Source organism: Allosaccharopolyspora coralli (assembly GCF_009664835.1).
GTDB lineage: Bacteria > Actinomycetota > Actinomycetes > Mycobacteriales > Pseudonocardiaceae > Allosaccharopolyspora > Allosaccharopolyspora coralli.
In genome coordinates, this window is the sequence record NZ_CP045929.1 from 2037702 (window position 1) to 2058521 (window position 20820).

General features: G+C 70.0%; 18 protein-coding genes. 13 read left to right on the forward strand and 5 right to left on the reverse strand.

Features of this window, described 5'->3' with window-relative positions:
- Positions 1-332 precede the first annotated feature (332 nt).
- From GIY23_RS09690 to GIY23_RS09710, 5 genes are all read left to right on the forward strand, one after another.
- A complete protein-coding gene (locus GIY23_RS09690; protein WP_154076348.1) occupies positions 333-1961 on the forward strand; it encodes an ABC-F family ATP-binding cassette domain-containing protein in 1629 nt (542 codons plus the stop codon).
- 204 nt (positions 1962-2165) lie between these two features.
- Positions 2166-2375, forward strand: a complete 210-nt coding sequence (locus tag GIY23_RS09695; RefSeq protein ID WP_009942935.1) for a helix-turn-helix domain-containing protein — start codon at positions 2166-2168, stop codon at positions 2373-2375.
- Positions 2376-2593: 218 nt separating this feature from the next.
- Positions 2594-3397, forward strand: coding sequence for an enoyl-CoA hydratase/isomerase family protein (locus GIY23_RS09700; RefSeq protein ID WP_154076349.1), 804 nt, complete (start codon positions 2594-2596; stop codon positions 3395-3397).
- 309 nt (positions 3398-3706) lie between these two features.
- Positions 3707-4324: a TetR/AcrR family transcriptional regulator gene (locus tag GIY23_RS09705; protein WP_154076350.1), complete on the forward strand. Its 618-nt coding sequence runs from the start codon at positions 3707-3709 to the stop codon at positions 4322-4324.
- Between the two features lie 163 nt (positions 4325-4487).
- Positions 4488-5204 carry an Imm1 family immunity protein gene (locus tag GIY23_RS09710; protein ID WP_154076351.1) on the forward strand — a complete coding sequence of 239 codons (717 nt, stop codon included), beginning with the start codon at positions 4488-4490 and terminating at the stop codon, positions 5202-5204.
- Here GIY23_RS09710 and GIY23_RS09715 read toward each other — a convergent pair.
- Positions 5195-6022, reverse strand: coding sequence for a M55 family metallopeptidase (locus GIY23_RS09715; RefSeq protein WP_154076352.1), 828 nt, complete (start codon positions 6020-6022; stop codon positions 5195-5197). The two genes, GIY23_RS09710 and GIY23_RS09715, sit on opposite strands and share 10 nt — an antisense overlap.
- 206 nt (positions 6023-6228) lie before the next feature.
- Between GIY23_RS09715 and GIY23_RS09720 the strand changes: the two genes are divergently transcribed.
- Genes GIY23_RS09720 through GIY23_RS09735 form a run of 4 tightly spaced genes read left to right on the forward strand, consistent with a single transcriptional unit; the run spans position 6229 to position 11603 of the window.
- Positions 6229-8031, forward strand: coding sequence for an ABC transporter substrate-binding protein (locus tag GIY23_RS09720; RefSeq protein ID WP_228717639.1), 1803 nt, complete (start codon positions 6229-6231; stop codon positions 8029-8031).
- A gap of 16 nt (positions 8032-8047) precedes the next feature.
- Positions 8048-9085, forward strand: coding sequence for an ABC transporter permease (locus GIY23_RS09725; protein WP_154078744.1), 1038 nt, complete (start codon positions 8048-8050; stop codon positions 9083-9085).
- Positions 9082-9999 (forward strand): ABC transporter permease, encoded by a 918-nt coding sequence (locus GIY23_RS09730; protein WP_154076354.1) that lies wholly within the window; start codon positions 9082-9084, stop codon positions 9997-9999. Before GIY23_RS09725 ends, GIY23_RS09730 begins: the two co-directional genes overlap by 4 nt.
- On the forward strand, positions 9996-11603 hold the full coding sequence (locus GIY23_RS09735; protein WP_154076355.1) for a dipeptide ABC transporter ATP-binding protein: 1608 nt from the start codon (positions 9996-9998) through the stop codon (positions 11601-11603). The genes GIY23_RS09730 and GIY23_RS09735 overlap by 4 nt, the downstream gene beginning before the upstream one ends.
- A 257-nt stretch (positions 11604-11860) precedes the next feature.
- Here the strand turns inward: GIY23_RS09735 and GIY23_RS09740 are convergent, their stop codons facing one another.
- From GIY23_RS09740 to GIY23_RS09750, 3 genes are read right to left on the reverse strand one after another with little or no spacing between them, the layout of a single operon-like run.
- Complete coding sequence (locus GIY23_RS09740) at positions 11861-12487, reverse strand: nucleoside/nucleotide kinase family protein (protein WP_154076356.1); 627 nt, start codon at positions 12485-12487, stop codon at positions 11861-11863.
- Between the two features lie 5 nt (positions 12488-12492).
- Positions 12493-13425, reverse strand: coding sequence for a S66 peptidase family protein (locus tag GIY23_RS09745; RefSeq protein ID WP_154076357.1), 933 nt, complete (start codon positions 13423-13425; stop codon positions 12493-12495).
- Complete coding sequence (locus GIY23_RS09750) at positions 13422-15377, reverse strand: S9 family peptidase (protein WP_154076358.1); 1956 nt, start codon at positions 15375-15377, stop codon at positions 13422-13424. Before GIY23_RS09750 ends, GIY23_RS09745 begins: the two co-directional genes overlap by 4 nt.
- Before the next feature lie 190 nt (positions 15378-15567).
- Between GIY23_RS09750 and GIY23_RS09755 the strand changes: the two genes are divergently transcribed.
- Genes GIY23_RS09755 through GIY23_RS09765 form a run of 3 tightly spaced genes read left to right on the forward strand, consistent with a single transcriptional unit; the run spans position 15568 to position 17875 of the window.
- Positions 15568-16134, forward strand: coding sequence for a DUF3090 domain-containing protein (locus GIY23_RS09755; RefSeq protein WP_154076359.1), 567 nt, complete (start codon positions 15568-15570; stop codon positions 16132-16134).
- A 5-nt stretch (positions 16135-16139) separates the two neighbouring features.
- Positions 16140-16934 carry an SCO1664 family protein gene (locus tag GIY23_RS09760; protein ID WP_228717640.1) on the forward strand — a complete coding sequence of 265 codons (795 nt, stop codon included), beginning with the start codon at positions 16140-16142 and terminating at the stop codon, positions 16932-16934.
- Positions 16934-17875, forward strand: coding sequence for an MBL fold metallo-hydrolase (locus GIY23_RS09765; RefSeq protein WP_154076361.1), 942 nt, complete (start codon positions 16934-16936; stop codon positions 17873-17875). Before GIY23_RS09760 ends, GIY23_RS09765 begins: the two co-directional genes overlap by 1 nt.
- A 91-nt stretch (positions 17876-17966) precedes the next feature.
- Here the strand turns inward: GIY23_RS09765 and GIY23_RS09770 are convergent, their stop codons facing one another.
- Positions 17967-19202: a serine hydrolase domain-containing protein gene (locus tag GIY23_RS09770; protein WP_154076362.1), complete on the reverse strand. Its 1236-nt coding sequence runs from the start codon at positions 19200-19202 to the stop codon at positions 17967-17969.
- A gap of 190 nt (positions 19203-19392) precedes the next feature.
- Here GIY23_RS09770 and GIY23_RS09775 point away from each other — a divergent pair, with 190 nt between their 5' ends.
- Entirely contained in the window at positions 19393-20796 is a 1404-nt protein-coding gene (locus GIY23_RS09775) for an ATP-binding protein (protein ID WP_154076363.1), read from the forward strand.
- Positions 20797-20820: the final 24 nt, after the last annotated feature.

Below are 20820 nucleotides of genomic sequence, written 5' to 3' on the forward strand. Positions count from 1 at the left end.
CGGGGCGCACATGCCAGTCCCCGAATGCCCTCTGAGCAGGGTGGCCTGGGGTCTCGGGTGGGTGAGCCGTCCGAGGCGGGAGCGCTCACAGCCGACGCACCCACAATCGGGGTGCGTCCGTCGGTACACTGGCACTCGTGGTCGAGAACTCCCCCGTGCCGCAGGCGCGCGACGACACCGCACGGCCCGTGCGGCGGCTCGTGCTGGTCGCGGCAGGTGCGGTCACCGCGTCGGTGACCCGCGTGCGCGTGGCATAGCCGCCCCGACGGCGCGTCCTCGGACGCTGCGCCTGTGACCTCGAACCCGCTCGACCCGATCTCCGGAGTCTTTTCGTGATTTCTGCTACCGGCCTTCAGCTGCGCGCCGGATCCCGCATTCTGCTCTCCGACACGACCCTGCGCGTCCAGCCCGGCGACCGGATCGGCCTCGTCGGCCGCAACGGCGCCGGCAAGACCACCAGCCTCAAGGTCCTGGCCGGCGAGGACGAACCGTACGCGGGAGAGATCACCCGCAGTGGCGACACCGGGTACCTGCCGCAGGACCCCCGCGAAGGCGACCTCTCGGTCAGCGCGAAGGACCGGGTGCTCTCCGCCCGCGGTCTGGACAAGACCCTGCGCGACATGGAGAAGGCGCAGGCCGAGATGGCCGAACTGGTCGACGACAAGCAGCGGGACAAGGCGATCAACCGCTACGGCAAGCTCGAGGAGCGCTTCGCCGCCCGCGGCGGGTACGCCGCCGAGAGCGAGGCGGCGCGGATCTGCGGCAACCTCGGGCTCGAGGATCGGATCCTGCACCAGCCGTTGCAGACGCTCTCCGGCGGGCAACGCCGTCGTGTCGAACTGGCGCGCATTCTCTTCGCCGCCTCCGAAGCCGGTCCCGGTGGTCATTCCTCGACGACGCTGCTGCTCGACGAGCCCACCAACCACCTCGACGCCGACTCGATCGCCTGGCTGCGGGAGTTCCTCCGCGCCCACGACGGGGGCCTCGTGGTCATCAGCCACGACGTGGAACTGCTCGCCGCCGTGGTGAACAAGGTGTGGTTCCTCGACGCGGTGCGCGGTGAGGCGGACGTCTACAACATGGACTGGGACCGCTACCAGGAGGCGCGGGCCCTCGACGAGAAGCGCCGGAAGCGGGAACGCGCCAACGCCGAGAAGAAGTCCTCGGCGTTGATGGCGCAGGCCGACAAGATGCGGGCCAAGGCCACCAAGGCGGTCGCGGCGCAGAACATGGCCAAGCGGGCACAGAAGATGATGGCCGAGCTGGAACCGGAGCAGGCCGCCGACAAGGTCGCCCGGATCAAGTTCCCCGAACCGGCCTCGTGCGGGCGGACGCCGATGACCGCCCAGGGCCTGTCGAAGTCGTACGGGTCGCTGGAGATCTTCACCGGTGTCGATCTGGCGATCGACCGCGGGTCCAAGGTCGTCGTGCTCGGGCTCAACGGTGCGGGCAAGACCACCCTGCTGCGCTTGCTCGGCGACAGGGAGCCCGCCGACGCCGGTGCGGTCGTCGCCGGTCACGGGCTCCGCGTCGGCTACTACGCGCAGGAGCACGAGACGCTCGACCACGATGCGACCGTGTGGCAGAACGTGCGTGGTGCCGCGCCCGACACGCCGGAGCAGGAGCTGCGGACCCTGCTCGGGACGTTCCTGTTCAGTGGCGAGCAGCTCGAGCAGCCGGCGGGCACGCTCTCCGGCGGCGAGAAGACCCGGCTCGCGTTGGCCGGTCTGGTCTCCAGCCGTGCCAACGTGCTGTTGCTCGACGAGCCGACGAACAACCTCGATCCGGCGAGCCGTGAGCAGGTCCTCGACGCGCTGCGCAGTTTCAGCGGGGCGGTCGTGCTGGTGACACACGACCCGGGCGCGGTCGAGGCATTGGAACCGGAACGAGTGATCCTGCTGCCGGACGGAACCGAGGACCACTGGTCGGACGAGTACTCCGAACTCGTCCAGTTGGCCTGATCGTCCAGGCACGCGCCACGCCGTTTTCCTCCCCCGGCGCAACACCACGTTACGGCATTCGGAGCACAACTCTGGCGCTGACGGCCCAACGACCTGCGATCTTTTTTTCATGATCGCCTGGCGTTCCCGGCTTTCCTGTTCGATCATTGCGGGCGACAGGGGTCGCGAGCGGCCCGACCTGTTCGGAGGGAAGGCGGGGACACTGTGGCTGACCTGAAGAAAGGTGCGCGAATTACCGGAAGCGCACGGGACAAGCTTGCCAGTGACCTGAAGAAGAAATACGAGAAAGGTGCCAGCATTCGCGCCCTGGCGGAGGCGACAGGCCGTTCGTACGGTTTCGTCCACCGCGTTCTCAGCGAGTCGGGTGTGCAGTTGCGGGGCCGTGGGGGCGCGACCCGCACGAAGAAGAAGTGAGCGGGAGTCGTTCGATTCGAACGACAACCGCGCGTGCCCGTTCGAACACGGAGTGCCGCCCGTTCCGCGGGTGAGGTGTTCGTTCGTAACAGGGGGGCGGCCGTCGTCTCGCGGATCGTGAGGGCGCTCGAATCCGCCGTGATCGACGGCCACACCTCTGCACGATCGACCGGGTACCGTGTGCCCGGTCCGGTCACCAAGAACAACGGAGGCGCGCGGTGGCGCAGTCGATAGTGGACGCCGACCTGCTCGACCGCGGAGGTGTCGTCCTGGACGTGGACGGGGCCCGCGCCACCGTCACCCTCGATCGTCCGGACAAGCTCAACGTGCAGACGCCGCACACGTGGCGTGCGCTGCGTGAGATCGGCGCGAACCTGCCGAGTGAGGTCCGGGTCGTCGTCGTGCGTGGTCGCGGGCGGTCGTTCTCGGCGGGCCTGGATCGCACCCTGTTCGGGTTCGACGAGGTCGACGGCGTCCGCGGGGTGCTGGCGCTCTCCCGAGAGACGACCGAGCGCGCCGACGCGGAGATCTCGTCGTTCCAACAGGGATTCCACTGGCTCCGCGACCCCGATCGGGTGACGATCGCCGCGGTGCAGGGACACGCGATCGGCGGCGGGTTCCAGCTGGCGTTGGCGTGTGATCTGCGGATCCTCACGACCGACGCGACACTGCGGATGGCCGAGACGAGCTTGGGCATCGTGCCGGACCTCGGCGGGACGTTGCCGCTGGTGCGCACCGTGGGATACGCGCGGGCCGTGGAAATCTGTGTGACGGGCCGCGATGTCCCGGCACAGGAGGCCGCCTCGATGGGACTCGCGAACCTGGTGGTCCCGCCGGAGGAGCTCGACGCGGCGGTGGACCGCACGGTGGCGGCCGTGACGCGCGCGCCCGAGGCTGCCGTCCGCGAAACCCTCGCGTTGCTGGCGCAGGCCGACGAGGCCGTCGACCCCGAACAGCAACTCGCCGCCGAGCGTGCCGCGCAACTGCGCAGGATCACCGCGCTCGCTCACGGCGACGGCTGAGAACTCCTGTTGCTCGGTGGGTCGGGTGGCGGAACCTCAGCGTCCTCCTCGCTGCGGGATCGATTTCTCGAGTAGCCACCTACGCAACGAGAATCGCTGTCCTCGCGAGGACGACGCTGAGAGCCCGCCGGTGGTCGGTCTGCGTACGTGGTGAGCGCTGAGCGTCTTGGGCGCCGGCGTGACACGACGACAGCTCGCGGCTTTGGGGTGAAGGGGCGGGGCTGCGGCGCACCCCGTCCACCACGCCTGTGGTGTCCCCTCTAGGGTGTCCCGGGAAGATCAACACCGACGGGACTCAGCAGGATGGACATGCCCAACCGAGGGAACCGCCGTGAGCTGCTCGCCGATGCCGCGATCGAGGTCCTGGCCCGAGAGGGCGGTCGCGGCCTGACGCATCGTGCGGTCGACCGCGAGGCCGAGGTCCCGCAAGGCACCACGAAGAACTACTGGCCCAACCGGGAGTCCGTGTTCGTGGCCGTGGCGCACCGGGTCTCGCAGCAGCACGTCGAGGCGATGGATCTCGTGCGCGAACACGCCCCCGAAGGGCTGGCCGTGGAGCACGTCGCGTCCTGGTACGCCGCGATGTTGCGTCGTACCGGTTCGGCAGGCCGGGCGCACTTCCTTGCCTTGTTCGAACTGCACCTCGAAGGCGTGCGGCGGCCGGAGATCCGCGACGCGCTCGGGGAGATGGTCCTCGCCAACACCGCCTCCGCCCGATACCTGCACGACGCGGTCGGCGTCGAGTTGTCCCACCGGGGGGCCGGCCTGCTCGACGCGGGGATGCTCGGGGCCGCCATGTCGATGTTGAGCCTGCCCGAGTCCGTGCTCGACGAGATCGGTTTCGACGACCCCGACGCGGTGAGTGCCGCCCTGCTCGATGCGGCCACCGGGACTGCCGCCGGATCGGCGGCGCGCTGCGCGGGGTGAACCGCACCCCACCGCAGCGAGATGATCACGGACGGTAGTCTGGCACGGTCGTCCCGCCGGGATCCGGGGTGTTCATCGGATGTCGCGGCGTCGGTCGTAAGGTTCCGGATGCCTGCGGCGGGTCGGCCGCGGGGAGTGCGAACGCCAGGAGGTCCGGCAGCGAATGCCCGAGCCGTCACGGCACGACGAGTCCGGCACGGTCGAGACGCGTGCGGAGATCTTCGCGCGGCTCGCCGACGTCCCGCTGGACGAGGTCGACAAGGTCATCGGGCGCACCGAGGACGCCTATGCCGACCTCAACGGCGTGCGCGGGCACGACTACTGGGGCGATCTCGTGCTGCGGCAGGGCGCGGCTGTCCGTGCGCTGCGGGAGGCTCGCGAGGCACTGGCGGCGCTGCAGGCCGAGGCGGTCGGCGCCCGCAACGCCGAGCTGGGCGTCCTCGTCGCCACGGGCGTGCTCGACGGGCAGCGGCGCTACGCCCACGACGACACCTCGAAAGCCGAGCTGGTCGACTGGTTGTTGTCCGCGGAGGGCGGCCGGGCGAGCGTCCTCCACGTGTGGGACCGGCCGCACGTGGACGACGAGTCGGCGGGTCCGTACCTACAGATCCGCGCGGTCGTGGACGCCGAGACCCGGTGCGGCGCGCTCGTGTTCACCGAGGAGGGCGACGACGGCGAGCTCACCTCGTGGCACACGCACGCCCCGCTGCCGCTGCCGAGCAGCCCCGAGCTGCGTTTCGACGCGGGCAGTGCCTTGATCTTCCCCGGGAACGCGGTCGTGTCCTGGGAAGCCGTGCGGAGCGGTCTGGCGGAGTTCGCCCGCACCGGTGCCTGCCCCGAGAGCGTGTCGTGGCAGGCGGCCCGCTGGAGTCAGCCGTAGACGTCCTGCATGGCCCGCCCGGCGATCGTCGTCACGATCTTGAACGCCTTCATGGCCTCGGTCATGTCGGGTGCGTCGTAGCCGACGCGACGGAGGTCGAGCTGCTCCACGGTGGGGATCACCGCGGCGGCGGCGGCGAGGTGCGCGGCGGCGAACTCGACCTCGACGCGGTGTGCTCCGGCGGTGCCTTCGGTGCGTCCGCACAGCGCGGTCGCGAGCGCTGATTCGTCCCGGATCGCCGTGGCGGTGCGCTGCGGTGGCAGGCACACGGCGGCGTAGCGGCTCACGCATTCCTTGACCGCGACCGTGTGTGCCGACGGCGCGTACTCGCGGGCGTCCGCGCACGTACGGTCGTCGCCGGTGACCAGCACCACCGGGACACCGTGCTCGGCGGCCAGTGCGGCGTTGAGCCGTCCTTCGCTCGCCCGGACGCCGTCGAGCCAGACGCCCGTCATGGAGGTCTCCATGTACGTGTGCGACAGCACGCCTTCGGTGCCCGCGCCGGTGTGGTAGCCGAGGAACACCACACCGTCCACACCGGAGTCGACGCCCTGCATCATCGACAGCGGCTTGTGCCTGCCGGTGAGCATCCGCGCCCGCGGGTCGAGGTCCTCCAGCACGAGGTTGCGCTGCGAGGAGTGGGCCTCGTTGACGAGCACGTCGGTGGCACCGGATTCGTGGAGACCGTCGATGCAGGCGTTGACGTCGCCGGTGAACAGCTTCCGGAACCGTTGAAAGGGTTCGGTACCGGGAACGACGTCGTCGGTGTGGGTGACGCCGGTGGCGCCTTCCATGTCCGCTGAGATCAGAATCCGCACGCTCGACAGGCTACGGTCCGTGTCCTGCCCCGCACAGGTGATCGACATCGGCGCGGTATCACGGTTCAATAGCGACTCGCTCGCATGCGGGCGGAGACCGCCGTGAAGTGTTGACTGAGTGGGTGTCCTGGTGGTTGATTTTTCGCACCTGCGATGAAGGGGTGGTTCGCGTGGGTGGACGGTCGCTTCGACGGCGGAGCGCGGTGGTGGGTGCGGTGCTCGTGGCACTGCTGGTGCCCGGACTCGCGTTCGCGGCGAGCCCTGTCTCGCAGCAGCAGAACGGGGACGCACCGCCGCCCGTGGAGGGCGCGACGATGCGAGTCGGATTGCAGCAGCAGATCGACTCGCTGAACCCGTTTCTCGGCTACACGCTCGCCTCCACCGACATTTTCCGCTCGATCTACCCGACGTTGACGACCTACGCGGCCGACGACTTCTCCGTCGAGCCCGAGCTCGCCGAGAGTTGGGAGTCGTCACCGGACCGTCTGACGTGGACCTTCCGGATCCGCGACGGCGCCACGTGGTCCGACGGCGAGCCGATCACCGCCCAGGACGCGGCGTTCACCTACAACCTCATGATGACCGACTCCGCGGCGTCCTCCGCGAACGGCACGTTCGTGGAGAACTTCGAGTCGGTCGAGGCTCCCGACGATGGCACGCTGGTGATCCGCACCAAGACGCCGCAGTCGACGATGCTGGCCATCGACGCGCCGATCGTGCCGGAGCACGTGTGGTCCGGCGTCGACGACATCGCGAACTTCACCAACGACGAGATGCCCGTCGTCAGCGGCGGACCGTTCACGCTCACCGAGTACGAGCCCGAGCAGTACGTGACGCTGGAAGCCAACGAGCAGTACTGGCGCGGGCCCCCGAAGATCGACGAGCTGCAGTTCGTCCAGTTCAAGAACAGCGACGCGGCGGTGCAGGCGCTGCGCAAGGGCGAGATCGACGTGGTGCAGAAGCTCACGCCCGCACAGTTCGACGCTCTCGCCGACGAGGAGAACATCGAGCAGGTCCGCGGTCAGGGGCGCCGGTTCTACGAGATCATCCTCAACCCGGGCGCCACCAACAGCGAGAACCAGCCGATCGGCAGCGGGCATCCGGCGTTGACGGACGTGCGGGTGCGCCAGGCGATCGACCACGCGATCGACCGCGAGGCGATCGTCGAGCGCGTGCTCGGCGGCTACGGGGAGCAGGGTGGCGGCTATCTGCCGCCGATCTTCGCCGACTACCACTGGTCGCCGCCGCCGGAGCAGCGACGCGGCTTCGACATCGGGGAGGCCAACCGCATCCTCGACGAAGCCGGGTACCAGCGTGGTGAGGGCGGAATCCGGCGGACCCCGCAGGGCGAGCCGTTGAACTTCGACTTCGTCCTGCACGGCGACGAGTCCAGCGACACTCAGGTGGGGGAGTTCGTCAAGCAGTGGCTGCGCGACATCGGCATCGCCGTGGAGCTGCAGCCGGTCTCCGACAGTCAGCTGGGGGACCGCACCACCGCGGGCGACTTCGACATGGTGATCAGCGGCTGGTCGGCCAACCCGGACCCGGACTACGTGCTCAAGCTGCAGACCTGCGGTGCGCGACCCAGCCCGGACGGCGGCGGCCTTCCGGACACGTTCCTGTGCGACCGGCAGTACGACGAGCTCTACGACCGGCAACTGGCCGAGTTCGACCCTGCGGCACGGCAGGATCTCGTCAAGCAGGCCCAGCAACGGTTCTACGAGCAGGCGACCGGACTGGTGCTGTACTACCAGAACTCGCTGGAGGCCTACCGTTCCGACCGGTTCAGCGGATTCACGACACAGCCTGCGGACAACGGTGTGGTGACCGCGCAGCAGGGATTCTGGGGCTACTACGGCGCCGTTCCCACCGAGGCGGCGGCCACCACCGGATCCGGGCAGGGGTACGGCACCGTGGCGATGGCGCTCGGTGGCGCGGTCGTGGTCCTCGGCGCCGTCGGAGGTGTCGTGCTGCTACGGCGCAGGGCGACCGCGGACACCCGGGAGTGAGCACGTGTCCGAGCTGGTGACTGGGCCCGCCGAGACCCCCGAGGCAGCAGAGTCCGAGGAGCGCGAACCGTCCCGATGGGGCCGGTTCCTCGCCGGAAAGCTCGGCGGCGCGGCGGTGAGCCTGGTGCTCGTGGCGATCCTCGGGTTCTTCCTGTTCCGGGTGCTGCCCGGTGACCCGGCGCGGGCCATGACCCAGGGGGCACCGGTCAGCGGCGAGCAGCTCGCCGAGCTGCGGTCGCGGCTCGGGCTCGACCAGCCACTGTGGAAACAGTTCGTCGACTACATGGTGGGGCTCGTCGGCGGCGACCTCGGCACCTCCTACACCTACAGCAGGCCGGTCACCGAGCTGATCGGTGAACGGCTGGGGCCGACGGTGCTGCTGGTCGGCACCGCCACCGGACTGGCCGTCCTGCTCGGGTTGTGGATGGGCACCCGCGCGGCATGGCGGCACGGTTCGGCCTTCGACAAGTCGGCCACGTCGGTCGCGTTGACGTTGTGGTCGGTGCCGACGTTCTGGCTCGGCCTGATCCTGCTCATGGTCTTCGGCGTGGGTGCCGGGCCGATCCCCGGGCTGTTCCCGGTGGGCGGCATGACCTCGTCGAGCCCGCCGGACGGGCTGCTGCCGCAGATCCTCGACGTCGCCCATCACCTGGTGCTGCCGTCGCTGACGATGGTCGCGGTGATCTACGCGCAGTACCTCATGGTGATGCGCTCGTCGCTGCTGGAGGAGATGGGCGCCGAGTACCTCACCACGGCCCGCGCGAAGGGACTCCGAGAGGACCTGGTCCGGCGCCGACACGCGGTGCCGAACGCGTTGCTGCCGACGGTGACGCTGATCTTCCTGCATCTGGGACTCGTGGCGGCCGGGGCGATCACCGTCGAGACGGTGTTCTCGTGGCCCGGCTTGGGTCTGCTGCTGTTCGAGGCTCTGCGGGTGCCGGATCTGCCGGTGGTGCAGGGCGTCTTCCTGGTGATGTCGGCGAGCGTGATCGTGATGAACCTGCTCGCCGACCTGGTGTACCGGTTCCTCGACCCTCGGGTGCGTGAGTCATGACAGAGGTGGCCGGACCGAAAGCACTCGCGCGGGCGCGGAGGAGAGCGGCCGCGGGCGAGGCCTGGCGGCTCTATCGCCGGGATCGCGGTGGTCTCGTCGGGCTGGTGCTGTTGGTCTCGATCGCGGGCCTGGCATTGCTGGCGCCGGTACTGACCGACGCGGGAGGCCTGGACGTCACGCAGGCGGGCGGCGGAGCACTGGAGCCCCCGAGCGGAGCGTACTGGCTCGGCACGGACGAGTCCGGGCGCTCGGTGTTGTTGCTGACCTGGTGGGGTGCACGGGTCTCACTCGTGGTGGGGCTCGCGGCGACCCTGTTGTCCGTGGTGATCGGCACGGTCGTCGGTGTACTGGCGGCGCACTTCGGTGGCTGGTTCTCGACGATCCTCATGCGGTGCACCGACTTCTTCCTCGTGTTGCCGTCGCTGGTACTGGCCATCGCGCTGTCCACGGTGCTGCAACGCGGGCTGTTGACGATCGTGCTGGCGATCGGGGTGACCGCGTGGCCGACGACGGCGCGGCTGGTGCGGGCGCAGACGCTGACGGTGCAGACCCGCCCCTACATCGAGCGCGCGGAAGCGTTGGGGGCCGGGCACGCGCACGTGATCGGCAAGCACGTGATGCCGGCGGTGCTGCCGCTGGTGTTCGCGAACACCACGCTGGCGGTGGCCAGCGCGATCATCGCCGAGTCCACCCTGTCGTTCCTCGGCCTCGGTGACCCCGGCCTGGTCTCGTGGGGATCGATGCTCAAGTCCGCGATGGACACGGGAGCGGTGACCAACGGGGCGTGGTGGTACCTGCTGCCGCCCGGCCTGGGCATCGTCGCCGTGGTGCTGAGCTTCACCCTGTGTGGCAGGGCGTTGGAGGTCGTGTTCAACCCCCGGTTGCGCGGACCCGATTCGAGGAGGGGCGCGTGAGTCCGATCCTGGAGTTCCGGGGCGCGTCGGTGGCGTACGGGTTCGGCCCGGACCGCACGGAGGCGGTGCGGGACGTCTCGCTGGCGGTGGAGTCCGGAGACACGCTCGGCCTCGCCGGCGAGTCCGGTTGCGGGAAGACGACCCTGGCGATGTCGGTGCTGCGCCTGCTGCCGCGGTCCGCGCAGGTCACCGGCGAGGTGCTGCTCGACGGCCGGGACGTGAGCACCCTGTCGTTCGGCGAGTTGCGCGCGGCGCGGTGGGCGAGCGCCTCGGTCGTGTTCCAAGGCGCGATGCACGCGTTGAACCCGGTGCAGACGATCGGCGCGCAGATCGCCGAACCTCTCAAGCTGCACGCCGGCAAGTCGGCTCCCTCGGCGACGGCGTTGCGGCGGCGGGTGGAGGAACTGCTCGCACAGGTGGAGTTGCCGACCGCACGGGCCGATGCCTATCCGCACGAACTCTCGGGCGGGCAGAAACAGCGCGTGATGATCGCGATGGCGCTGGCCTGCGACCCCCGCCTGATCATCGCCGACGAGCCGACGACCGCGCTGGACGTGGTGGTGCAGGCGCAGATCCTGGCGTTGCTCGGCCGGTTGGTCTCCGAACGCGGGATCGCGCTGGTGATGATCAGCCACGACCTGTCGGTGCTGGCGGCGGCCTGCGAACGGATCGTCGTGATGTACGAGGGCAACCTCGTGGAGGAAGGGCCGTCGAAGCAGGTCATGGCGCAGCCACACCACGCGCACACGCGGGCGCTGGCGGAGGCTTTCCCGGTCGTGGGGGACCGATCGTTCCGGTACGCCGAGCCGCATACGCCTGTCGGTGAGCCGTTGCTGTCGGCCCACGAACTGGCGGTGACGTTCTCCGACCGTTCCGGCAGGCAGGTCCGAGCGGTACGAGGCGTCGATCTCGAGGTGGGCCGGGACGAGATCGTGGCGCTGGTCGGCCAGTCGGGTTCGGGGAAGACGACGTTGGCCAGGAGCCTGCTCGGGCTGCAGAAGCCGACGAGCGGCGTGGCGCGATTCGGCGGCGTGGCGTTGCCGACCTCCCGCGCCGAGTTGCGTGCGTACCGGCGGAAGGTCCAACTGATCTTGCAGGACCCGACCGGGGCGCTCAATCCGCGGCACTCGGTGTACGAGGCTGTGGCCGAGGGTCTGCGGATTCACGGTGTCGCCGACGACGAGCGAGGGCGGGTACTGGCGGCGTTGGAGGCGGCCGAGCTGCGTCCGGCGGAGAAGTTCGTCGCGCGGTTGCCGCACGAACTCTCCGGTGGGCAGCGGCAGCGCGTCGTGATCGCCGGTGCGTTGGTGCTGGAGCCGGAGGTGCTCGTCGCCGACGAACCCGTCGCGTCCCTGGACGCCACCGTGCGGGGCGAGATCCTGGCTCTGCTGTTGCGCCTGCGGGTGCAGCGTGGACTCTCGACGCTCGTGATCACCCACGATCTCGGGCTGGCGTGGAACATCGCCGACCGGGTCGCCGTGATGTACCGCGGCGAACTCGTGGAGGTCGGCACGGTCGAACAGGTCCTGCTCGACCCGCGGCACGACTACACCAAGACCCTCTTGTCGTCGGTCCCCTCCCTGGACCGCCGCGCTACTTCCTGAAACTCCTGACAGTAGGTGTTGCTCGGTGCGTACCCGCGGGTGGTCGGGCGGCGTGCGTGGTTGCGGCTCAGCGGCTCCGCCGCTGACAAGACACGACAGCTCGTGAGAGGGCGCTGATTGACGGTTGCGGTCAGGCACACCGTGTCGCCGGTATTCCCGCCGACGCTGACCGGCCACTCGCAGGTTCTTACCAGCCAGCCGCGAGGTGAGGTTCCGCTACGAACCACCCACGAAACCAACCCCGGACACCCATTGCGTCACAGTGCGTCGACGATGGCGGGGTGGCCCGGCCGGTCGGTGCGGACTGTGTGGTCGGCGAGCGCCTCGGGGCGGACTTCCTCGGTGTAGCGGGAGAAGGCGGGCAGCGTCCAGTGCAGGTCTTCCGGAACGCGACGGGCGAGTGCGCCGCCCGGCAGCCACAGGTGGACGGTGAGGTCGAAGTCGAGTCCGGATCCGAGCATCAACGGGCCGTCCACGAGCGCGACTCCTCCGCGCTGCAACCGCACGCGTTCGAGTCTCGGTGATCTGTCCAGTGTGGAATCCCACAGCGCAGGAACCACCGAACCGGAGCCGCCGGAAGTCAACGGACGTAACACCTCGCGTGTCAGTCCGTTGTGGTCGAACCACGTCGTGTAATACGACTCGGGATCGTGGTGGCCGAACTCGAGCCGCACCGACGCCGCCCGGACGTAGTCGTCCATGCGCACGCGGACCGTGTCCCGACCCCGCACTCGCAGGGCTTCGGCCAGCGCGTCGGCGGTCGCGACGGTCCCGGAACCCGGAGCCCCGTCCACAGCCACCCGGGCCCACGGGGCCTGAACGGCTTCCACCGCGTCGGCGAGTTCCTCGGTCAAGGCCGCCGGTGTCGTCGGTCGTACCCGCATCGGCCTCAGCGCAACGCAGCCTGCGGCAGGCTGAGCCGCTGCGCGTCGGTGTCCAGTTCCGCGAGCACCCCGAGCGGCACGGTGCGCTGCGCCTCGCAATGCCCGAAGCCCAACTCCCACAGCATGGGCACGCCGAGCCCGGCGAGCCGATCGTGCAGCACGTTCCACACCTCGTCGACCGTTCCGCATTCCTTCCACGAGCCGAGCACGATCCCGGTCGCACCGTCGAACCAGCCCGCCCGCAGCAACTGTGTCAGGTAGCCGTCGAGCCGGTACGGCTTCTCGGTGACGTCCTCCAGCAACGCGATCCCGCGCGACGGTGGGCGCAGTGCGTCGGGAGATCCGAGCGTGGCCGCCGCGATGCTGAGGTTGCCGCCGTAGGTGATGCCGCGCGCCCGCCCGCGGACCATCGCCTGCGCCGACCGCCGGGTCAGGATCGCGGCCGACTCCGGCTCGAACAGGGTGCGGTGCAGGTGCGCACGAGCCGATGCGTCGTGCACGAACGCGGTGGTGCCCACCATCGGGCCGAAGATCGTGGCGAGTCCGAGGTGCCTGGCGAACGCCTCGTGCAGGGCCGTGATGTCGCTGGAACCGACGAACACCTTCGGCGACGCGGCGGCCATCGCCGTCCAGTCGAGGTGCTCGAGCATCCGCGTGCTGCCGTAACCGCCCCTGCCGCAGAACACCGCCGAGACCTCGGGGTCGCACCACGCGTCCTGGAGGTCGCGCGCGCGGTCGGCGTCGGGTCCGGCGAGGTAGTCGAGCCGGGCGTGCCGTTGCCGGGTGTGCTTACCGAGGCGCACGTCCAGGCCCCACTCCCGCAAGAGCTCCACGCCGGAGTCGAGCAGGTCGTCGGGTGGCGGGCCTGCCGGGCACACCACGGCCACGGTGTCGCCCGGCCGAAGGCGGAGGGGGCGGGTGCGCTGCGCGGCGGTCACGATCGGAGTTCCAGGCCCGGTGTGTCCGGCGGGTCGAACCCGAGGATCCGGCCGTAGAACGCCAACTCGGTCTCGAGCGCGCGGGTGATCGTCTCCGCACGGCGGAACCCGTGCTGCTCACCCTCGAACGCGACGTAGGCGTGCCGGGTGCCGGAACCCGCAAGCGCGGCGACGAAGCGTTCCACCTGGGCGGGGGGACAGATCTCGTCCTCCAGCCCTTGGAGGAACAGCACCGGACCGGCGATGTCCTCGACGTGGTTGAGCGGGGAGCGGTCGCGGTAGCGTTGCGCCGTCTCCGGGTAGGGGCCGACGAGACTGTGCAGGTAGTGGGACTCGAAGTCGTGCGTCTCACCGCCCTCGCCGGTCCAGCCCGCGAGATCGAGGATCGGGAACATCGACGTGCCGCAGCGGTAGGTCGTCACGCCGGTCAGCGAGGCGGCGGTGGTCCAGCCGCCCGCGCTGCCACCGCGGATCGCGAGCCGTCGCGGGTCGGCGACGCCTTCGGCGCCGAGAGCCTCGGCGACGGCGGCACAGTCGCCGACGTCGACCACTCCCCAGTTCTCCACGAGCCGTTCGCGGTAGCGGCGACCGTAGCCGGTGGACCCGCCGTAGTTGACGTCGACGACCCCGATGCCCCGAGACGTGAAGAAGGCGATCCCGAGCTGCAGGACCGGCGAGGACACTCCCGTGGGTCCTCCGTGCACGTGCACCAGGTACGGCGGGAACTCGCCGTCGGGGGCGGTGAAATCGGGGTTGGTCGGCGGGTAGACGAACGCCGGAACCCGCTCGCCCTCGGGCGTGGGAAAGGTACGTGTCTCCGGGACCGGCAGGTACTCGACGTCGGGCAACCCTGCCGAACGCTGAGTCAGCGCGGTGGTGGCACCGGTGGCGAAGCCGACTTCGAGGACGGTCGCCGGGGCGTGCGGCCCGGCCGCGATACCGAAGAAGCGGTCTCCGGAGACGGCGAGCCGGGGTGTCCACACCGGCCACCCCGTGTCGAGGTCCTGGAACGCACCGGTCGTCTCGTTGAGGATCGCGGGCTTGCCGGAGCGCAGCACGAGCAGGCGCCGGGCACCGAGCGGGGCGAACCACGTCGAGCCGAGCACCCACAGCGGACCGCCGATCTCCTCCTCGATCTCGATCACGGGCTCGCGGCTGCCGTCGAGACCGATGCGGTGCGGGTTCCACCAGCCGTTCGGATCGGTCAGCGCGTACAGCTCGCCGTCCGGGGACCATTCGACCTGGCAGACGGATTCGCGAGGACCGCCCGCCAGGACCCGGTGCTCGCCGGCCGATCCGTCGGCGGAGAGCTCGGCGACGCACAGTTCGGTGCCGTCCCAGGGCATCGCCGGGTGGTTCCAGCCGATCCACGCCAGCCGGGTGCCGTCGGGGGAGGGTTTCGGGGCGGTGAGGAAATGGTGACTGCTCGCGAGGATCCGCACCGCAGTCGGGGCGTCGCTCGCGGCGCCGGACAACGGCACCGCGACGAGATCGCGCCGGACGTCGGTGGGGCGATCGCCCGTCACGGTCTCGCGGACGCACCACACCGTGTCATCGCTGCCGAGGACGAGCTCGCTGTAGCGATGCCCTTGCGGTCGGTCGGGTTCCGGACTCACCGGCGTGGGCGGCGCATCGCGGTCCGGATCGAACACGTAGAGGCGCTGATCGTCCCAGTGTGTGAAGACCACCCGGCCGTCAGGGACGAGCGCGAACGGCTTGCCCCCGTACTCGTGGACCCGGTTGCGCACGTTCCAGGGCGCGGGCAGAACCTCGTGCGCTCCGTCCGGGGTGTGGCGTACGAGAGTGACGCGTCCGCCTTCGGAGGGGCGGGTCTCGGTCCACCAGCATGTGCCGTCGCGGACGTCGATCCACTGCGGGCTCGCTCCGGCCCTCGCCACGTCCGCGGCCTCGATCGGCGAGGTCCAGGTTCCGTATGCTGCGATCTTCACCACGTCGCCGAGCCTATCCGCCGAGGACGACCCGCAGCGACCGTGATGTTCGCGGTCGGCGAACACGGCGTCGGTCCAGGGCACCCGGGCGCGCTGACCACTGCGCACGCCGCCGACCGGGGCGTGCGGGGCCTCGCGGAAACCGGGGGAGCCTGCGTCGTGCCTCCGTGGGTGGCTTAGTGTCGGCAGTGTCATGGCTCGCGTCATCCACGTCTTCCGTCAGCCCGACCGCTTCATCGCCGGAACGGTCGGGGAACCCGGTGAGCGCACCTTCTACCTCCAGGCCAGCGAGGACGTGCGCACGGTCAGCGTTCAGCTGGAGAAACAGCAGGTCTCGGTGCTCGCCGAGCGGATCGGCGCGCTGCTGGACGAGGTGCAGCGCCGGTTCGACGCCGAGTTGCCCGAGGAGGCCACCGAGGATCTCGTCGACACCGAACCGCTGACGGTGCCGGTCGACGAGGAGTTTCGCGTGGGCACCATGGGTCTGGGATGGGACGCCGAGACGGAAGCCGTGGTCATCGAGCTCCTCGCGGTCACCGAGGAGGAGATCGACGAGTCGGTGGTCCTCGACGACACCGACGAGGGCCCGGACGCCGTCCGGGTGTTCCTCTCTCCCCAGCGCGCGCGGGCGTTCGCCGAGCGTGCCGACCGGGTGATCAACGCCGGCCGCAAGCCATGTCCGTTGTGTGCGGAGCCGCTCGACCCGGAGGGGCACATCTGTCCCCGGCAGAACGGGTACCGGCGCACGGACGAGGAGTAGGTCGCGTGCTGCCCGGCGACGAGGACGCCGTGGAGTTCCTGCGGCACGGCTCGCTGGAGGTCCAGGGGCGCCTGGTGGAGGCCTCGAACGCGACCCTGCTCTGCGACATCCGGCACGACGGGGTCGAGGCGGAGTGCGTGTACAAGCCGGTGCGGGGGGAGCGGCCGCTGTGGGACTTCCCGGACGGCACCCTCGCGGGCCGCGAGGTCGCGAGTTTCCTGCTCGCGGAGGCGATGGGCTGGCACGTCGTGCCGCCGACCGTGTTGCGGGACGGCCCGTTCGGTCCGGGCATGGTCCAGCTGTGGGTGGACACCGAGGAGGGCTCCGAACTGGTCGACCTGGTGCCGCCGTCGTCGGTTCCGGAGGGGTGGTGTCCGGTGCTGCGTGCTCAAGACCATCGCGGTGAGTCCGTGGTGCTCGCCCACGCCGACCACGCCGACCTGCGCAAGCTCGCCGTTCTCGACGTCGTGATCAACAACGCCGACCGCAAGGGCGGGCACATCCTGCACACACCGCGCGGTGAGGTGCTCGGAGTGGACCACGGCGTGAGTCTGAACTGCGAGGACAAGCTGCGGACGGTGCTGTGGGGCTGGATCGGGCGCTCGCTCGACGCCGAGGAGACCGACCGGCTCGGGGCGCTGCGGGCGGCGCTCGAAGGCTCGGTGGCCGCGGAGCTGGCCGAGCACATCTCCGCGAAGGAGGTCGGAGCGGTCGCCTCTCGGGTCGAGCGGTTGCTCGGCGACGGTGCCCTGCCCGCGCCGTCCGCGGAGTGGCCTGCGATTCCCTGGCCCGCCTTCTGATGACCACGGCATCGCCCCCGCGTTCGTACGCGGACCGGTTGTCGGCTCCGCTGCCGGGTTTCGGCGACCTGATGCGTCTGATGTGGACGGGTGGGTTCCGGGCGAACGTCGCCGACGTGCACCGGATCCCGGTTGTCCGCAGCGGGCTCCCGGACGCGGAGCCGAACACGACCGCGCTCACCTGGGTGGGCCATGCGAGCTACGTGATCCGGCTCGGCGGCGCGACGATGCTCACCGATCCCGTGTGGTCCCACCGGATCCCGGGTGTGCCGCGCAGGCTCACGCCGCCCGGCGTCGGCTTCGACGAGCTGCCCACTGTGGACGGTGTGCTCGTCAGCCACAACCACTACGACCACCTGGACGCGCCGACGATCCGCCGGATGCCGCGCGGGACGCCGATGTTGGTGCCCGCCGGTCTCGGACGCTGGTTCCGGCGTCGCGGGTTCACGGACGTCCGCGAACTCGACTGGTGGGACTCCACCGAGGTCGCCGGGCACCGTGTCGACTTCGTGCCGTCGCATCATTGGAGCCGACGCAGCGCATGGGACGCGTGCCGGAGCCTGTGGGGCGGCTGGGTGATCACCGGCGAGAGCGGGGTCCGGGTCTACCACGCGGGCGACAGCGGCTACGGCGACCGATTCGCCGAGATCGGCGAGCGGTTTCCCGGCATCGACGTGGCCATGCTGCCGATCGGAGCGTACGCGCCGCGCTGGTTCATGCGTTCCGTGCACGTCGATCCGCCCGAGGCGGTGCGCGCGATGCGCGACGTCGGTGCCCGGCGGCTCGCGACGATGCACTGGGGCACCTTCGCGCTGAGCCGTGAACCGGTGCTGGAACCACTGGACTGGGTTCGCCAGGCGTGGCAAGAGGCCGGGCTGCCGCGACGGGACCTGTGGGACCTCGCCGTCGGCGAGACTCGCACCCTCTCCGACGGCGACTGAGGCCGGTTCTTCCCCGGCGGGAGACTCAGAGTGCATGTGGGCGGTACCGGAGCACCGACCCGAGTTCCACACATGTCCTCTCAGTCTCAGCTCAGATCAACGCCTGATAGACGAGGGCGCGCAGGCGAGGACGAATCGGCAGCGGGTGTGCCGGGATGAGCTGCGTCATGAACACCACGGACAGGTCCTCGGCCGGGTCGACCCAGAACGCCGTGCTCGCCAGACCACCCCACGACAGCTCTCCGGGCGTGGAGACGACCTTCGCGTCGGCGGGGTCCTCGACGACGGCGAACCCGAGCCCGAAGCCCTTACCCGCCTGGGCGTCCTCGGAGAACGAGCCGAGCCCGATCCGGTCGATGTGTTCGTGGCCGGGAAGATGGTTGCGCGTCATGTAGCGGAACGTGCGGCTGCCCAGCAGGCGCACGCCGTCGAGCGTGCCTTCGCCTTGCAGCATCCGCAGAAAGCGAAGGTAGTCGTGCGCGGTGGACACCAGTCCACCACCACCGGAAGGAGCCGTGGGCGGCACGAGCGCCCCGCGCGCGAGCTTGCTCGGTGCGAACGTCCCGTCCAGGCCGGCGGCGTAGAGCGAGGCCAACCGGTCCTGGTGTTCGGGCGGGACGTGGAAGCCGGTGTCGTGCATCCCGAGCGGATCCAGGATGCGGTTGCGGAAGAACTCGTCCAGCGACTGACCGGAGACCACTTCGATGACCCGCCCCAGCACGTCGGTGGCGATCCCGTAGCTGAACGCCGTGCCCGGCTCGGCGATCAGCGGCAGTCTCGCCCACTGTGCGCACGACTCGGCCAGGGTGGCGCCGTGCGGGGTCGGCATCTCGAAGCCGTGCGCCCGGTAGAGCTCGTCCACCGGGTGCAGGCGGTTGAATCCGTAGGTCAGTCCGGCGGTGTGGGTGAGCAAATGCCAGATCCGCATCGGTTCCGATGCCGGCCGGGTCTGAGGGATCCGCGCCGAGCCCCCGACGAAGACCTCCGGCTTCGCGAATTCGGGGAGGTAGTCCGACACCGGATCCGTGAGTTCGAGCTGGCCCTCTTCGTAGAGCATCATCGCCGCGACGGAGGTGATCGGTTTCGTCATCGAGTAGATACGGAAGAGGGTGTCGTTCTCCACCGGATCGGACGCCTCGACGTTGCGCATGCCGTAGGTCGACAAGTGCGCGACCTTGCCGTGCCGCGCGACGAGCACGAGCCATCCGGGCAGCGTGCCGTCGTCGACGAAGCGAGCGAGGCCTTTGTCGAGCCGCGCGAGACGGTCCGAGTCGAGTCCGACCGACTCCGGGTCCACCTGGCCGATTCCGCTGTGCGCCGTGCTCATCCGTGTCCTCCTCGTCGCGGTCCGCCCTGACTTCATACCGTCGCGCCCCACGCCGAGGCCAGCACGTGAGCCTTTTTGGTGGCTATGGGCACCAAAAAGGCTCACGCGCTCTTTCTACTGGACGGATCGCGCCGGTGCCGCGCACGGTTCCGGACGGCGAGCACCCGAACGCGGCGGTAGCGTCGGGCGAGTGACGGCTCATCCAGCGCCACCGCCGGGACTTCCCACGACGGCAGGCGAATTGCGATCGCACGGATACCCACCGCGCAGCGTCAGGACCGAAGTCCGGCAGAACCTGCTGACCGCACTACGGTGCGGGGGCGAGTTGTGGGACGGCATGGTCGGGTTCGACCGCACGGTGCTGCCGCAGCTGGAACGGGCTCTGCTCGCCGGGCACGACGTCGTCCTGCTCGGCGAGCGCGGCCAGGGCAAGACCCGGCTGTTGCGGAGTCTGACCGAGCTGCTCGACGAATGGACGCCGGTGATCGAGGGCGCCGAACTCGACGAGCATCCGCTGCAACCGATCACCCCCGTCTCGCTGCGGCGCGCGCGAGAACTCGGGGACGATCTCCCGGTGCAGTGGCGGCACCGCGAGGATCGTTACGTCGAGAAGCTCGCGACACCGGACACCGCGGTCGGCGACCTCATCGGCGACGTCGACCCGGTGAAGGTGGCCGAGGGTCGCTCGCTCGGCGACCCGGAGACCATCCATTTCGGACTGGTTCCGCGAGCGCACCGGGGGATCGTCACCCTCAACGAACTGCCCGACCTCGCCGAGCGCATCCAGGTCGCGTTGCTCAACGTCATGGAGGAACGCGACATCCAGGTGCGCGGGTACAGTCTGCGGCTGCCGCTGGACGTGTTGCTGGTCGCCACGGCCAACCCCGAGGACTACACGAACCGGGGCCGGATCATCACCCCGCTCAAGGACCGGTTCGGCGCGGAGATCCGCACCCACTATCCGACGGACCTCGATGACGAGATCGCGCTGGTGCGCCAGGAAGCCGAGCTGGAAGCCGAGGTGGGCGACCACCTGGTCGAGGTCCTCGCCCGCTTCGTCGCGCACCTCCGCGAATCCTCGTCCGTCGACCAGCGTTCCGGCGTCTCGGCCCGGTTCGCCATAGCGGCCGCGGAAACGGTGTCGGCCGCCGCAATCCACCGTGCGGCGATCACCGGCGAGGACCCGGCGGTGGCGCGGCCGATCGACCTCGACGCCGTCGCCCCGGTGCTGCGCGGCAAGCTGGAGTTCGAGGCAGGGGAGGAGGGGCGCGAGGACGAGGTCCTCGGCTACCTGCTGCGACGCTCGATCGCCGACACCGCGCGGCATCACCTCGCCGGACTGGACTTGCAGTCCCTCGCCGACGTCGTCGCCGAAGGCCACCCCGTCGCGACCGGCGAAGGAATTCCGGCGCCCGAGGTACTGGGCGCGCTGCCGGAGGTACCTGTGCTGCACGAGGTGGCGGAGCGGCTCGACGTCCGCCCCGACGACCCGCCGGGCCACATCGCCTCCGCCGTCGAACTGGCCTTGGAATCGCTGTACCTGACGAGGAAACTGGGCAAGGACGTCGACCAGGAACGGTCCGTCTACGGCTGACGTCGACCCCGGTCGGGGAGGGGG